Raw genomic sequence first — 14,907 nt, forward strand, 5'->3', positions numbered from 1 at the left:
ACCAACAAAACAACAATCTATACAATTAATAAACAATAGAGCAATCCACTTAATTATTGAGCAAATATAAAACAATCATGAAGAACAAAACACTGAAAACTAAAGGCTTCAATTTTAAGCAATTTTGTATTGAGGGCGGCGAGAGTGGTATGCCAGTCAGCACAGATGGGGTAATACTTGGTGCTTGGATTCAAAGCCCTAACGACGCTAAAATTCTCGATATTGGCACTGGCACTGGCCTGCTTGCCCTGATGTGTGCTCAACGCTTTACAGAAGCTCAAATAACCGCGGTCGATATCGAATTAACAGCCGTTGCTGCCGCGCAAAAAAATATGGCCCAGTCTCCTTGGTCAGATCGTGTAAGTGTGCATCACACCGACATACTGCACTTTACGCCGACACATCCATTCCAACGCATCATTTGTAACCCGCCCTACTTCAACAGCGGCGAGCAATCGAAACACAGTCAACGTGCAACCGCGAGGCACACTGATACGCTAGGCCATAACGCATTGCTACAGCGTTGCTATCATTTGCTTGATGACGAAGGGAGAGCTAGTTTTGTGTTGCCAATCACCGAAGGCGAGCAGTTCATTGAGCTAGCATTAAACCAAGGTTGGTATCTATCGCGGATCTGTCGTGTGCAACCATCAGAAAAGAAACCAGTACACCGACTGTTATTTGAACTGTCAAAACGACCTTGCGATTTGCAGACGTCACATTTAATTATCCGTTCAAATGACGGCTATAGTGATGATTTCATACAGTTAACTCGCGAGTTTTATCTTAAGATGTGAAATAACATGTGATCCTTATCACCAATCACTTTATAATGTGCGACCTTTTTGTATTCTATGCTGTTGTGGCGAACCATTAACCAAGCTTTGCTTGTGGAGAACTCATTGTGATCAGAACCTTTGCTGAACTTGATCTAGACCAAAACCTACTTGAAGCCATTGAAGAGATGGGTTACGAACGCCCAACAAAAATTCAGGCAGAAGCGATTCCACAAGCGTTGGACGGTCGTGACATTCTAGCGTCAGCGCCAACAGGAACTGGTAAAACGGCCGCCTTCGTCCTGCCAGCATTGCAATACTTGCAAGACTTCCCTCGTCGTAAGCCTGGGCCTGCGCGTATTTTGATCCTAACGCCTACTCGCGAACTGGCGATGCAAATTGCCGATCAAGCACGTGCTTTGGCAAAAAATACCAAACTCAACATTTTCACCATCACTGGTGGTGTTCAGTACCAAGAGCACGCCGACATCCTTGCAACAACACAAGACATTGTGGTTGCGACACCTGGCCGTTTAAAAGAATACATTGATGCAGAACGTTTTGATTGTCGTGCAATCGAATGGTTAATCCTTGATGAAGCAGACCGTATGCTAGATATGGGTTTTGCTCCTACTGTCGATCGCCTATCTAACGAATGTCGCTGGCGTAAGCAAACCCTTCTGTTCTCAGCAACGTTAGAAGGGAAAGGCGTAGAAGGCTTTACCGCTGATCTGTTGAATGACCCAGCAGAGATTGATGCAAAATCGCCGCTGCGTGAGCGTAAGAAAATTGCTCAGTGGTACCACCGAGCTGATGATGCTGAACACAAACTGGAATTACTAAAACACATTATTACTCAGCAAGCTGAGCGCACTATCGTCTTTTTAAAGACTCGTGAGCGTTTGGCTGAGCTACGAGCGCAGCTTGAAAGTGCACAGATTCCATGTTCTTGGATTCAAGGTGAAATGCCGCAAGATCGTCGTAACAATGCGATTTCTCGCTTCCGCGATGGAACTGTGAACGTGCTGCTCGCGACGGACGTTGCTGCGCGTGGTATCGATCTTCCGGATGTATCACACGTTATCAACTACGACATGCCGCGCACGGCTGATGTTTACCTTCACCGTATCGGCCGTACGGCTCGCGCAGGTAAGAAAGGTAACGCTATCTCAATCGTAGAAGCACACGACCAACCAATGATGGATCGCGTTGCACGTTACGTGAAAGAAGACATCAAAGAGCGTTTCGTGAAAGAGATGCGTCCTAAACACAAAAAGCCTGTGTTTAAGAAGAAAAAGAAAAAAGACGACAAGAAAAAAGTAGCGAAAAAGAAAACCGCTAAGAAGAAGTAATCTTGTTGGGGCCAAGTAGCTCAAGCTAGAAAATAACAAAGGGTTGGCAATGCCAACCCTTTTTCGTTTGTGCTGATAGAGATTAACGTCGATTACGTCTCAATCAGCTTTATTTTTGCTCTTCGCGTTTAAATACTAACTCTGTTGGCGTCGATTCATCTTCCACAAAGTAGTAACCCGCCGTATCAAACTTAGTCAGGTCTGCAACGCTCTCAACACGGTTTTCAATGATGTAACGCGCCATCATACCGCGCGCTTTCTTCGCGTAAAAACTGATGACCTTGTATTGACCATTCTTACAATCTTTGAATACTGGCGTGATCACTTGCGCATCTAAATTCTTTGGCTTAACCGCTTTAAAGTATTCATTTGATGCAAGGTTGATAAGGACATTATCACCTTGAGCAGAAATCGCTTCGTTAAGCTTGTCCGTAATAACATTGCCCCAAAACTGGTACAAGTTCGTACCTTTGTCGTTTGCAAGCTTGGTACCCATTTCAAGACGGTATGGCTGCATCAAATCAAGTGGTTTTAGTAAACCATAAAGACCCGATAGCATACGCAGATGATCTTGAGCATATTCGAAGTCCGCTTCAGATAAACTTTCGGCGTCTAGCCCTGTGTAAACGTCACCTTTAAATGCAAGAATGGCTTGTCGTGAGTTTTCAGTGGTAAACGTTTCACTCCACTCTTGGAATCGACCCACATTTAAATCGGCAATCTTGTCGCTCACTTTCATTAAAGAGGCAACATCAGCAGGAGTCAGTTTGCGGCAAACATCGATAAGCTCTTTTGAGTATTCGACCAACTCAGGTTGAGTAAATTTTTCTGTCGCTAACGGAGACTCGTAATCAAGAGTCTTCGCTGGAGAAACTACGATAAGCATGACTTTCCCTTCTCTAATTTTGTTTTTAATAGGGTACAAAAAAAGCCATGCATTGTCTGCATGGCTTTTTACATCGTACTAATAGCTTTCAACTATGAGTGATAGCTCACTTAGTCTTTTTTATCGTTGTACCAAATGCCTTCTTCAAGCTGAGATTTCAGCTCTGGGAAATCATTCGCATCAAATGTTGGCACTTTGCCTTCACCAAGCTGGCGGTTGTAATCTTTGGCCAGTTTAATCACGATGCCAGATAGCAAGATGATCGCCACCAAGTTGACTATCGCCATCAGACCCATAGAGACATCAGCAAGCGACCATACGACTGGTAACGAAGCTAGTGCACCAAACATCACCATACCAAGAACAATAACGCGGAAAATGCTTAAGCCCGCTTTATGATTGTGCTCTAGGAAGATTAAGTTCGTTTCAGCATACGAGTAGTTTGCAATGATTGAAGTAAACGCAAAGAAGAAGATTGCCACAGCAACAAAGATGCCGCCCCAATCGCCAACTTGTGAGCTCAATGCACGCTGAGTTAGCTCGATACCCGTCACTTCTGTTGCTTGACCGACATACTCACCAGACATCAGGATGATAGCCACTGTTGCAGAACAGATAACGATCGTATCCATGAACACGCCTAGCATCTGTACGTAACCTTGAGACGCTGGGTGTGGTGGGTAAGGTGTTGCTGAAGCTGCCGCGTTAGGTGCAGAACCCATACCTGCTTCATTCGAGAATAGACCGCGCTTGATACCGTTAATCATTGCCTGTGCAATTGCGTAGCCAAGACCACCTGCTGCTGCTTCTTGCAGACCAAATGCACTCTTAAAGATAAGCATCAATACATCAGGTAATTTCTCTAGGTTAGAGAACATGATGAACAGCGCTAGGGCTAGATAAAGTAGTGCCATGATCGGAACGATCATCTCAGCTACTCTTGCGATACGCTTGATGCCACCGAAAATAACAATTGCAGACAGTAAAACAACGGCAATACCAACATACAGGTTATTCCAACCAAATGCGTTGCTCATTGCATTGGCAATTGAGTTAGCTTGTACGGCGTTGAATACCAAACCAAAAGCGATGATTAGGAAAACTGAGAACAACACGCCCATCCAACGCATGCCCAGGCCTTTTTCCATGTAGTAGGCAGGGCCACCACGGTAGTTGCCATCATCATCTTTGGTTTTGTATAGCTGCGCCAGTGTGCTCTCAGCAAACGATGTTGCCATACCAAGCATTGCAATCAGCCACATCCAGAAGATCGCACCAGGACCACCCGCAGTCAATGCAACTGCAACGCCCGCCATGTTACCTGTACCAACACGTGCAGCAAGACTAGTACAAAGCGCTTGGAAAGAGGAAATACCAGCTTTGTCTGCTTTACGGCTGTTCTTAAGAACAGAGAACATGTGGCCGAAATGGCGGAACTGAATGAACCCTAATCGAACGGTGAAGTAAATACCAACACCAACAAGAAGATAAACCAGAATCGAGCCCCAGAGGAGATCGTTCATCAAATTGATTAAGTCTGTCATGTGTACCTCAAAGTGAGTTGCGCCAGTCTATGCGTCCTAGCCATCCACCAAATTGCCTGCTAAGTGTCAAAGTGTGCTTAGCTTTTTAAGTAATGTTTATGGGCAATCTAGAATCGTAAACGTCGCTTCATGCATCCATTTTACGTACCAGCGTATTTTTTGACGGGCGGATAATGCAACCTAGGAGCGCAAAAATCAATATGCAACAACAAGAATAACATTGTTATTTTTCACTATAAAGTCACCAAAAAATAACATAAATAGAAGACTTAACACTCAAACTGCGCAACATTTCAATTACCAAACACCAACATAAATAATTATTCTTCATTAAATGGAATGGTAAACTGTATAAACAAGAACAAGCTAGTATTCACAAGGTGTTACATAAATTTACGCTAGTGACTTACCATCTAATTGAACACTATTTCATCAAACTGATTTTATGCAACTTTAACCTTTGCGCAGTGCACCCATTCATCAAATCGAATTAACATAGAAAATCTCTCTATTTAATCGTTTTCTTGAGATCGTTTGTGCATTTTTTATCCACATCGTTGCAATAAAAAGTGTGATTTTGAGAATATTTTTGCACGAAAATGTCATGCTACCGACACAAATGCGAAATATATCATGGTTATTCTCACGGCTATTGTGGTACTTAAAAAACTCCACAAGGACTGGTTACAACAGTTTAGCTTAAGAAAGGTAAAGGTGGCTTATGGAAGGCTTTCAACTAGATGACATTTTTAATCTGGATACTACCTCAACAACCAAATCTCGTGCCAAACCAGTAAAGCGAAAGTGGCGTGAAATAGAAGAGATGAACGACAGACGCAATTTGCTTAAAGAGCTGCGCGAACTTGATGTCTGTACCGATTATAACTTGGAAGACATTAAACTCTAATTCAAACAAAAGGCACCTTACGGGTGCCTTTTGTTTTTTGTTTACAGTGACCGTAAACACCGTGAGTTTATGTACCAAGGTTTAAGTATGAATACCATTATTACTCAATGAGAATCTTCCGTACTTTTTGCCGAGAAATATGCACACGAAATTTTCGTTTGATTCCCAATAAATAAGAAGTGTATCTCACAAACCCGAGAGACGACTTTCGCTCGCTCAGGTTTCATCATTCAGTCTTAAACATACTCAGTATCACTTTGACGAACACGTTCGGCCAACTGCTTATAACGATCAGCAATCGTGTCACCAAATACAGGGTCATCCTCACTGACGCTCCATAAGCTCTCGACATGCTGCCAATCTTCTGTGGTAAATAACTCTTCAATGAGAGGCAAAATTTTTCGCTCTTCTAGCTCCAAGTGGCGCCTTTGCGATTCAATGAAATCTTCTAGGTGAGCGACGAACATGTCTTGTGGCACAACAGCATCCTGAAGGATCATCTCTATCACGGATGAAAACTCTCTGGTTTTACTCGCTAACTCTAGATGTTCTTTCTCTAAATTTTCCATGGTTTGTTGCTTACCATAGTGTTCAAGAAAGTGGTGATAGAGGATATCTTCTTTCGGGTGGTGTACTTTCTCCGAATGATTAGAGAGGTAATCAACAATCTCGCTTACTAACGCATAGTTGATTACACGTTCTTTTTTTATCTCATTAAGCTTATGGCGCAGTATCGCCAACAGACGAACCATATAACCATGTTCGCGTCGAATTCTTTCGATCATCATAGCGTCTCTCCTTAACACCTACTTTTAGTAAGTGTACATGAGAAATTTACTATCAGCCTCGAGCGTGCTCAAAAAAACAGCGATCATAGCATCCATGATCGCTGTCTCTTCATTTATACAGTTAATGGCAAATGCCAGTTAATTGGTGCTTTTTCTTGTGATGTAAGCAACTGGTTTGCTTGAGAGAAATGCTTACAACCGAAAAAGCCTCGATGTGCAGAAAGTGGCGATGGGTGTGGGGCAGCTAACACATGGTGCTTGTTGCGATCGATAAAGCGCCCTTTCTTCTGCGCGTGTGACCCCCACAGCAAGAACACTACACCTTCTTGATGCTGATTAATGGCTTCAATCACTCGGTCAGTAAACGTTTCCCAACCTGTCTTTGAATGTGAATGCGCTTTACCTTGCTCCACCGTTAATACCGTATTGAGTAACAATACGCCTTGTTCAGCCCAGCTTTGCAAAAAACCATGCTGAGGGATTTGGAAACCTTCAATATCTTGCGCCAGCTCTTTATACATATTAACCAGTGACGGTGGCGTTTTAATGCCAGGAAGTACAGAGAAACACAGGCCATGCGCCTGATTTGGGCCGTGGTATGGGTCTTGTCCTAGAATCACGACCTTAACGTCTTTGAACTCGGTAAAACGAAACGCGTTAAAGACATCTTTTGCGGGAGGAAAAATAGCTTTGCCTGCGGCGCGTTCGGCTTCAACAAAATTCAAGGTGTCTACAAAGTAGCTCTGCTTTTTCTCTTCGCCGATCACATCGTGCCAAGTGGGTGACTGATTCATGGAAAGTTCCTGTCCTAAATTTTGCTTCTATTCTAACGAGCGAAACTCAAACAAACAAAAACTTACCACGAACTTGAGACAAGTAATAAAAGACTAATGCTTCTGTGGCGTTCGAAAATGCCCCTGTCCGGTAATGTGACGATTAGGCATCGGTAAGCGAAGCACACGACGAGTGTAAGTATAAGGAGTAAAAGAGAATGGTCGAGACATGTTGGCATCCTTCTTTGCTAATTCAGAGATTGATGTTCAATGACTAAGAAAGAAAGGTGCCAACTTTGTGGTTACGCCATTAACTGTCAATGGCCGCTAAATGGAATTGACGCAACGTGTTGATCTCTTGCTGCCAAATATCTGGATCAATTGTTTCCAAAATCAGAGGGATACCATCAAAACGAGGGTCTTTCGCGATGTACTCAAAGCAATCCCACCCGATCTCTCCTTTACCTAGAGAATGGTGGCGATCTACTTTGCTGGCAAACTCTACTTTTGAATCATTTAGATGCATTGCTCTTAAATAGTGCATACCTACGATACGGTCGAACTCTGCAAAGGTGCGCTCGCAATCTTCTTTTGTACGTAAGTCATAACCAGCCGTAAAGGTATGGCAGGTATCAATACAAACGCCGACACGATCTTTATCTTCCACTTGCTCGATGATTTCAGCTAGGTGCTCAAACTTCCAGCCTAAGTTAGTGCCTTGACCTGCCGTATTCTCGATAACAGCGATCACATTCGGCACCGCTTTATGCGCAAGATTGATCGACTCGGCGATCGTCGCGAGACACTCCTGTTCAGAGACTTTCTTTAGGTGACTGCCCGGATGGAAGTTAAGCAAAGTCAGCCCCAACTGATTACAACGCTCCATTTCATCAATAAATGCCGCGCGGGATTTATTCAGCTTTTCTTCTTCCGGCGCACCCAAGTTAATCAGATAAGAATCATGGGGAAGAATATGCTCTGCTCCGAAACCCAGCATTTTACAGTTCGCTTTAAACGCACTGATGGTTTTTGCTTCTAAAGGCTTCGCCACCCACTGGCGTTGGTTTTTTGTAAATAGTGCGAAGGCATTCGCGCCAATTTCACGAGCTCTCAACGGAGCTTGATCGACCCCACCAGCAGCAGAGACATGTGCACCAATGAGTTTATTCCCAAGCTTGTTTTTCATGTTTGTCATTTAATCACTTTAGACTTTCAGTATTGCTACCTAAATACAGATAGTTGCGTTAACCAGTTTAAACTTTAATCTCAATTTGTAGTAAATTTACAACAAAACCAGTTATTAAATATTTTTTATATTCTCAAATAAATTGTAATTAGTTTGTTTTCAAAGGTTTTATTGATTTAACTCAATAAAATCACCTTAATAAAAATAATGTTTTTGGTTGTTTTTTGACTTAAATCAATATTAAAATAGTGGATATTAGCTATATAATACTCAGCTCAACGAAAATTCGAAAATTAACACCAATAATCACCACGTAAGTGGTCTAGGAGATAGTGATGATCCAAGGTATCCAAATTACAAAAGCGGCAAACGACGACCTACTAAACTCTATCTGGCTATTAGATAGCGAAAAAAATGAAGCTCGCTGTGTTGCTGCAACTGCTGGCTACGAAGCAGACCAAGTTATCGCAATCAGCGACCTAGGTGAATACGAAAGCCGTGAAGTTGCAATCGAAACTGCTCCTCGTATCGAAGGCGGCCAACACCTAAACGTGAACGTGCTTAAACGCGAAACACTAGAAGATGCAGTTGCACACCCAGAGAAATACCCACAACTAACTATTCGTGTTTCTGGTTACGCAGTACGTTTTAACTCGCTAACTCCAGAGCAACAACGTGATGTAATCGCTCGTACTTTTACTGAGACTCTATAATCTCTCAGTAAACTAGCTCGCTAGAATTTAAAAAGCTTGGTCTGCAATGACCAAGCTTTTTTTGTTTCAGAATCCTTCTAAACCCTTTCTATAATGGAAAGCAACTCGCCTCTAAGGTGCATTTCTTTGCGAAGGATCTTTCTGAAACGCTTGCGCTAAAGAGGTTGGATCACGCCTATCTCTTTGCAGTGACGCCCCTTCAGCCCACCAAATCAATTGATGCATAGTGCGATTCATATAGTTATCCCACTGCGTCTGCTCCGACTCATCCTCAGCAACGCCCTGTTCATCAAACACTTCTTGCGCTTTCGGAATGTGGATCATCGCAGAGACAGGTAGACATCCAAGTTCAGATAAGAAGGTACGCATAGAAACGGCAGCTCTAACACCACCCCATTGTCCGGCAGAATAGGTCACGATAGCACTCGGCTTGTAAGAAAACAGCGAACTGCCGAAATGGTTAAGCGTGTTCGCCAGAGCAGGACTCATCGAATGGTTATATTCCGGGCTAACCATCACATACCCATCCGCATGTTTGATTTTGTCTGCCAGCTCACTTAGGTTCTGCGGAACTTTAGAGCGGTGATAAGCAAACTCGGGCTTAAACACATCACCAAAGTCGTAATTCAAAGGGTCGATGATTTCGACCGTATGTTGCGAATGTTGACTCGCGATGAGTTTTTCACACGCTTTACTGACTCGCATTCCTAAACGGGCTGGTCGTGGTGGCGTGCTGTCTCTCACTGAGCCAAGAAAAATCAAAAAATGCATGCTTCTCTTTCCATCTCATTTAGTTAAGTTCGTTTCTCAATCATAAAGAGAGTCAAAACTTACCGACAATAAAAAAGGTGAATGATTACTCATTCACCTCTCGTTATTTCTGTTTTTGATACTTACTATACTTTGAAGCTTACTGCACGCGGCGCAGTACTTGTTTCAATGCGTCAAAGTCTGCGTCGAGCTCTTCCGATAGCAGCTCCATCGCAGCGTGCTTCGCTAGTGGCGCAGGAAGCTCGATATCGGATTCTAGAATATCATCCACGACTTCTTTGAACTTCGCAGGGTGAGCAGTACATAGGAACAGACCGGTTTCACCGTCTTGCAATTGTTCTTCAAGCACTCGGTAAGCAATCGCACCATGCGGTTCGCATAGGTAGCCTAGAGCATGTAAATCTTTCACTGACTGTGCGCTTTGCTCATCAGATACTGCGCCTTTACCTAACGTCTCCAAGCCCCACTCTTTCACGCGGCACAGCTCTTCAATACGAGGCCAGTTGTTTGGTTGGCTCACGTCCATCGCGTTCGATGTTGTTGCGACTGTTGGTTTTGGCTCCCACTTACCTGTTTCTAGGTAGCGAGGAACCGTGTCATTGGCATTAGTTGCAGCGATAAAGCGTTTGATAGGCAAGCCCAACGCTTTTGCCAATAGACCAGCAGTTAGGTTACCGAAGTTACCGCTTGGTACTGATACCACTAGGTTTTCACGCTCTTGCTTGCTCATTTGCGCAGCTGCTTCAAAGTAGTAACAGATTTGCGCCATCAAACGGCTGATGTTGATTGAGTTTGCAGAGTTCAGACCGATCTCTTCACGCAGTGCAGAATCATCAAAAGCTTGCTTAACCAGTGCCTGACACGCATCGAAGTCTCCATCGATCGCGACAGTATGGATGTTCTTACCAAGCGTACAGAATAGCTTCTCTTGCAGTGGGCTGATCTTACCTTTCGGGTAAAGAATCACAACGTTGATGTCTTCCATACCGTAGAAAGCATGCGCAACGGCTGCGCCAGTATCGCCGGAAGTTGCAGTCAGAATAGTGATCTTGCCGCCGTCCGAAACCGCAGCAAGAGATTGCGCCATAAAGCGACCACCAAAGTCTTTAAATGCAAGCGTTGGACCATGGAACAGTTCCAGAGCGTAAACACCGTCTTTGACCTGATTAATTGGCGCAGGGAATTGGAATGCAGCATCAACAAGAGCATTCACTTGCTCCTCTGTAAGTTCATCTCCAATTAACGCCGATAAAATCTTAGTGCTACGAGAGACAAAGTCTTCTGCAAGCAGCGCATCGATATCTTCAAATTTTGGTAATTCCGATGGGAAAAATAGACCTTGGTTACGGCCTAACCCTTGGCGAACGGCTTGGCCAAAGGAAACTTGTTCATCATTTTCTTTTATATTGTAAAGCTTCATAGCTCACTTCCTGTTACTTTCGAACCCTGCTTATCTAGACGACAAACGTGGACGAATCCTTCTTCGTTTTGTACGTAGTTTTGTTCTAACCAGCGAGCAACTCGCTCAGCGACATCTTTCTCTTTGCAAATACTGAACAGTGTCGGACCACTGCCAGAAATACCGGTTGCCAATGCACCCGCAGACGCTGCGTATTGACGTGCATTCGCAAAACCTGGAAGCAGTTTCTCACGATACGGTTCTGCGATCACGTCTTTGATCATTTTTGCAGCAAGTTCTGGCTGACCAGAATGACACGCATGAATAAAGCCCGCAAGGTGGCGACCATGAGCGATGATATCTTGTCGGCGGTATTGAGATGGTAGGATCTCACGCGCTTCCGCCGTTGATACCTTGATACCCGGATACGCCATCACCCAGTACCAATCATCAAAACAAGGCACTTTTTGACTGATGATACCAAGCTCTTCAAGCATCAACTGGACACCACCAAGGTAACACGGCGCGACGTTATCGTAGTGAATACCACCAGAGATTTTGCCTTCCATTTCCCCCATCAGTGCTAGCAGCTCAGTCTCATTCAGCGGTTGACCATGGAATCGGTTTAAAGCATCCAGCGCCGCCACGATAGAACATGCACTTGAGCCTAAACCTGAGCCTATTGGCATGTTCTTTTCTAGCGTCATTTCAAGTGGTTTTAGCTCAACACCTTTTTTATCTAGCTCGCGAGAAAACACGAGCCAACAGTCGTAGACGATGTTCTCTTTTGGTTCAGTTGGCAATTTCTCAACAAAATCACCCGCCGTTTTAAGGCTGAACGGATCAGCCCCAGATTTCACCAATACACGGTCACCCAATAGTGTGCCATCCACTGGAGACACGGCAGCCCCCAGCACATCAAAGCCAACGCTTACATTACCAATTGATGCTGGGGCATAAACCACTACATCCATATCACTTGAACTCATTATTGTTATACCCCTAGTTTCCAACCTAAAGTACGCATCACGTCAGAAAATACACCCGCAGCCGTTACTTCGGTGCCTGCACCATAGCCACGTAACACTAGTGGGATTGGCTGATAGTAACGGCTGTAAAATGCCAGTGCGTTTTCACCGTCCTTGATTTTATACATTGGATCGTTTTCATCCACCGCTGCGATGCTTACTGTGCACTTGCCCTCATTAATCTCACCAACGTAGCGCAGTACTTTGCCTTCTTCCGCTGCCTTTGCAGATAATTCTTTAAAATAGGCGTCTGCTTCAGGTAAACGCGCCATAAATTCATCAACGCTACCAGAATCATCAAAACCTGGTGGCAGTGCTTGATCAACCACAACGTCTTCTAGTTCTAGAGACATGCCTGCTTCACGAGCTAGGATCAGAAGCTTACGCGCGACATCCATACCAGAAAGATCATCACGAGGATCCGGTTCAGTAAAACCATTTTCTTTTGCGATATTAGTAGCTTCACTTAGGCTCATACCTTCATCTAACTTACCGAAGATGTATGACAGAGAGCCAGAAAGAATACCGCTAAAGCGCTCTAGCTCATCACCCGCTGAGATTAGGTTTTGCAGGTTTTCGATTACCGGTAGACCCGCCCCCACAGTTGTTTCGTACATCAGCTTGCGACGAGAGCTGCGCGCAACATCGCGAAGCTGATGGTAGTAAGCCATGCTTGCTGTGTTTGCTTTTTTATTTGGTGTAACGACATGGAAACCAGCTGCTAAGAAATCAGCGTATTGGTTCGCGATATCTTCACTTGATGTACAGTCAACCAATACTGGGTTGATGATGTGATTACGTTGAACCAAAGAAATCAAACGCGCTAGGCTGAACTCTTCTGTCGCTGCCGACATACGATCACGCCAATGCTCGAGTGGCAGACCTTCACTATCAAGTAAAAGACCTTTGCTGTTTGCCAAGCCACACACGCGAATAACGATGCCTTTTTCCGCAAGCTTCGCCTGTTGACGCTCGATCTGATCCACCAGCTCACCACCAACGCCACCAATACCAACCACGAAGACGTCTAGGAAGTGCTTAGAGTTGAAGAGGTTTTCGTGACACGCTTTGATTGCTTCAGAGATTTTATCTTCAGGAATCACGGCTGAGATAGCACGCTCAGATGAGCCCTGTGCGATGGCTACAATGTTTACGTTCACTTCAGCAAGAGATGAGAAGAAGCGAGATGCAACACCGCGCGATGTACGCATGCCGTCACCAACCAACGTTATGATTGAAACATTATCAATAAACTCGACCGGCTCTAATAAGCTATCTTTCAGTTCCAACTCAAACGCATCGGCCAGTACTTGTTGCGCTTTTGCTTTATCTTCTGCCTCAATACAGAAGCTAATGCTGTACTCAGAAGAAGACTGAGTAATAAGAACAATAGACACACCAGCGGAAGACATTGCGCCAAATACGCGGCTTGCCATGCCAACCATACCCTTCATACCTGGGCCGGAGACGTTAACCATAGTTAGGTCGTTTAGCGTCGTGATACCTTTGATCGCCAGATTGTCTTCACCAGTGTCTTGCCCAATCAAAGTTCCTGCACCTTGTGGGTTAAAGCTGTTTTTGATCAGACATGGGATGTGGAACTGCGCGATAGGAGCAATGGTCTTCGGATGCAAAACGGAAGCACCGAAGTAAGAAAGCTCCATCGCTTCTTGGTAGCTAAGAGATTTAAGCAGGCGAGCATCTTCTACTAAACGAGGGTCACAGTTGTATACACCATCTACGTCAGTCCAGATCTCACAACAATCTGCGCGCAGACACGCCGCAAGAACCGCCGCTGAATAATCAGAGCCATTGCGACCAAGTGTTACCAATTCACCTTTCTCGTTACCGGCGGTAAAGCCAGGCATAATGTTCACATGGCCCAGAGGAAGAGGGTTTTGGCGGAAGTTTTGCGTTGAAACGTCTACATCAACCATGGCTTCAAGGTGATCACCTTTTGCGTATAGGTATTCAACTGGGTCGATAAGATGCGCAGGTTGGCCTTTCGCTTCAAGTACTGCCTTCATCAATTGAATCGAAACGCGTTCGCCTTTGCTAATAATACGTGCATTAACATTGTTTGGGCACATGCCAAGAAGATTGATGCCATGAACGAATTGGCGTAATTGAGAGAGAGAAGTTTTCACTTGGTTATCGAAAGCTGAACCATCGATATTGGGTAGTACTGCTTGGATTTGAGTGAAGAGCGTTTTAAACGACTCCTCCAACTCTTTGATTTGTAGTTCTGCTTCACCATTGCGCAATGCGCCTTCAATGACCGCAACCAATTTGTTTGTTGTTTTACCAGGAGCGGAAAGAACAACCGCTACTTCTTCTTGTTGAGCGTTATTGGCAATAATGTCTGCCGCTCTCAAAAAGCGATCTGCATCAGCTAGTGATGATCCGCCAAACTTCAATACTCGCATCCCTTCCTCCGGTATATCTTCTTAAATTTGTCTAAATTCTGGATAAAAAAGCATAAAAAAAGGCCTGTATCTTGTTGGATACAGGCCTTTTTTGTGAATTTCTTTCGCTCAGCAGCCTGCCCCAACATGTGTCGTGTCGGTAATAATAATGGTCGTGGTCATTACTACTAGGCTGTTAGATGGCATAAATAAATATTCAACGTTAATTGTGTTTGCTTAACTCTACGTTTACCGAGTTTCTGATACATAGTCAACAAAAAATTGTTTGTTTTTCCATCTTTCAGAGATTTCTGCTAAGCAATGTCATTGATATTTATAGTTAATTACACATTATTGATCATTTGAAAATCTACAGTTA

At 44.2% G+C, this 14,907-nt stretch carries 14 protein-coding genes and 1 other annotated feature; of the genes, 4 read left to right on the top strand and 10 right to left on the bottom strand.

Going from position 1 to position 14,907, the window contains the following annotated elements:
- Window positions 1-77 precede the first annotated feature (77 nt).
- Window positions 78-797, top strand: coding sequence for a tRNA1(Val) (adenine(37)-N6)-methyltransferase (locus tag R7H07_RS13955; protein ID WP_047102044.1), 720 nt, complete (start codon window positions 78-80; stop codon window positions 795-797).
- Window positions 798-904: 107 nt separating this feature from the next.
- Window positions 905-2,128, top strand: coding sequence for an ATP-dependent RNA helicase SrmB (srmB, locus tag R7H07_RS13960; protein WP_005381797.1), 1,224 nt, complete (start codon window positions 905-907; stop codon window positions 2,126-2,128).
- 109 nt (window positions 2,129-2,237) lie between these two features.
- Here srmB and yaaA read toward each other — a convergent pair whose 3' ends face one another.
- Both yaaA and R7H07_RS13970 read right to left on the bottom strand, forming a co-directional pair.
- A complete protein-coding gene (gene yaaA / locus R7H07_RS13965) occupies window positions 2,238-3,014 on the bottom strand; it encodes a peroxide stress protein YaaA (RefSeq protein WP_005382848.1) in 777 nt (258 codons plus the stop codon).
- Between the two features lie 110 nt (window positions 3,015-3,124).
- Window positions 3,125-4,558, bottom strand: a complete 1,434-nt coding sequence (locus R7H07_RS13970; RefSeq protein ID WP_005381800.1) for an alanine/glycine:cation symporter family protein — start codon at window positions 4,556-4,558, stop codon at window positions 3,125-3,127.
- A 721-nt stretch (window positions 4,559-5,279) separates the two neighbouring features.
- On the opposite strand from R7H07_RS13970, the gene R7H07_RS13975 reads away from it, so the two are divergent.
- Window positions 5,280-5,465 (top strand): DUF3545 family protein, encoded by a 186-nt coding sequence (locus R7H07_RS13975; RefSeq protein WP_005381805.1) that lies wholly within the window; start codon window positions 5,280-5,282, stop codon window positions 5,463-5,465.
- Window positions 5,466-5,701: 236 nt separating this feature from the next.
- On the opposite strand, the gene R7H07_RS13980 is transcribed toward R7H07_RS13975, so the two are convergent.
- The 3 genes from R7H07_RS13980 to nfo form a co-directional block, all read right to left on the bottom strand.
- Window positions 5,702-6,253 carry a hemerythrin domain-containing protein gene (locus tag R7H07_RS13980; protein WP_017821507.1) on the bottom strand — a complete coding sequence of 184 codons (552 nt, stop codon included), beginning with the start codon at window positions 6,251-6,253 and terminating at the stop codon, window positions 5,702-5,704.
- Between the two features lie 113 nt (window positions 6,254-6,366).
- Window positions 6,367-7,047: a uracil-DNA glycosylase gene (gene ung / locus R7H07_RS13985; RefSeq protein ID WP_005382846.1), complete on the bottom strand. Its 681-nt coding sequence runs from the start codon at window positions 7,045-7,047 to the stop codon at window positions 6,367-6,369.
- A 289-nt stretch (window positions 7,048-7,336) separates the two neighbouring features.
- The gene (gene nfo / locus R7H07_RS13990; protein WP_017821508.1) at window positions 7,337-8,221 is read right to left on the bottom strand and encodes a deoxyribonuclease IV; all 885 of its coding nucleotides are present in this window, start codon (window positions 8,219-8,221) and stop codon (window positions 7,337-7,339) included.
- Between the two features lie 326 nt (window positions 8,222-8,547).
- On the opposite strand from nfo, the gene grcA reads away from it, so the two are divergent.
- Window positions 8,548-8,925: an autonomous glycyl radical cofactor GrcA gene (grcA, locus tag R7H07_RS13995; protein WP_005381814.1), complete on the top strand. Its 378-nt coding sequence runs from the start codon at window positions 8,548-8,550 to the stop codon at window positions 8,923-8,925.
- A gap of 111 nt (window positions 8,926-9,036) precedes the next feature.
- Here the strand turns inward: grcA and R7H07_RS14000 are convergent, their stop codons facing one another.
- From R7H07_RS14000 to thrL, 5 genes are all read right to left on the bottom strand, one after another.
- Window positions 9,037-9,696 carry an NADPH-dependent FMN reductase gene (locus R7H07_RS14000; RefSeq protein ID WP_053350217.1) on the bottom strand — a complete coding sequence of 220 codons (660 nt, stop codon included), beginning with the start codon at window positions 9,694-9,696 and terminating at the stop codon, window positions 9,037-9,039.
- Window positions 9,697-9,835: 139 nt separating this feature from the next.
- Window positions 9,836-11,116: a threonine synthase gene (thrC, locus tag R7H07_RS14005; protein ID WP_005381818.1), complete on the bottom strand. Its 1,281-nt coding sequence runs from the start codon at window positions 11,114-11,116 to the stop codon at window positions 9,836-9,838.
- The gene (thrB, locus tag R7H07_RS14010; protein ID WP_206959440.1) at window positions 11,113-12,069 is read right to left on the bottom strand and encodes a homoserine kinase; all 957 of its coding nucleotides are present in this window, start codon (window positions 12,067-12,069) and stop codon (window positions 11,113-11,115) included. Before thrB ends, thrC begins: the two co-directional genes overlap by 4 nt.
- Before the next feature lie 20 nt (window positions 12,070-12,089).
- Window positions 12,090-14,549 (bottom strand): bifunctional aspartate kinase/homoserine dehydrogenase I, encoded by a 2,460-nt coding sequence (gene thrA / locus R7H07_RS14015; RefSeq protein WP_047102037.1) that lies wholly within the window; start codon window positions 14,547-14,549, stop codon window positions 12,090-12,092.
- 53 nt (window positions 14,550-14,602) lie between these two features.
- Window positions 14,603-14,722 (bottom strand) — a sequence feature (Thr leader region).
- On the bottom strand, window positions 14,658-14,735 hold the full coding sequence (thrL, locus tag R7H07_RS14020) for a thr operon leader peptide (protein ID WP_074192076.1): 78 nt from the start codon (window positions 14,733-14,735) through the stop codon (window positions 14,658-14,660). It overlaps the preceding feature by 65 nt.
- Between the last annotated feature and the right edge of the window lie 172 nt (window positions 14,736-14,907).

The sequence above is a fragment of the Vibrio sp. Vb1127 genome, assembly GCF_033338735.1.
GTDB classification, from domain to species: domain Bacteria; phylum Pseudomonadota; class Gammaproteobacteria; order Enterobacterales; family Vibrionaceae; genus Vibrio; species Vibrio alginolyticus.

Bases quoted from the DNA above. Each gene is read 5' to 3' on its own strand.
- R7H07_RS13955 (WP_047102044.1), top strand. From the start codon at position 78: ATGAAGAACAAAACACTGAAAACTAAAGGCTTCAATTTTAAGCAATTT.
- yaaA (WP_005382848.1), bottom strand. From the start codon at position 3,014: ATGCTTATCGTAGTTTCTCCAGCGAAGACTCTTGATTACGAGTCTCCG.
- R7H07_RS13970 (WP_005381800.1), bottom strand. From the start codon at position 4,558: ATGACAGACTTAATCAATTTGATGAACGATCTCCTCTGGGGCTCGATT.
- R7H07_RS13975 (WP_005381805.1), top strand. From the start codon at position 5,280: ATGGAAGGCTTTCAACTAGATGACATTTTTAATCTGGATACTACCTCA.
- R7H07_RS13980 (WP_017821507.1), bottom strand. From the start codon at position 6,253: ATGATGATCGAAAGAATTCGACGCGAACATGGTTATATGGTTCGTCTG.
- ung (WP_005382846.1), bottom strand. From the start codon at position 7,047: ATGAATCAGTCACCCACTTGGCACGATGTGATCGGCGAAGAGAAAAAG.
- nfo (WP_017821508.1), bottom strand. From the start codon at position 8,221: ATGACAAACATGAAAAACAAGCTTGGGAATAAACTCATTGGTGCACAT.
- grcA (WP_005381814.1), top strand. From the start codon at position 8,548: ATGATCCAAGGTATCCAAATTACAAAAGCGGCAAACGACGACCTACTA.
- R7H07_RS14000 (WP_053350217.1), bottom strand. From the start codon at position 9,696: ATGCATTTTTTGATTTTTCTTGGCTCAGTGAGAGACAGCACGCCACCA.
- thrC (WP_005381818.1), bottom strand. From the start codon at position 11,116: ATGAAGCTTTACAATATAAAAGAAAATGATGAACAAGTTTCCTTTGGC.
- thrB (WP_206959440.1), bottom strand. From the start codon at position 12,069: ATGGATGTAGTGGTTTATGCCCCAGCATCAATTGGTAATGTAAGCGTT.
- thrA (WP_047102037.1), bottom strand. From the start codon at position 14,549: ATGCGAGTATTGAAGTTTGGCGGATCATCACTAGCTGATGCAGATCGC.
- thrL (WP_074192076.1), bottom strand. From the start codon at position 14,735: ATGCCATCTAACAGCCTAGTAGTAATGACCACGACCATTATTATTACC.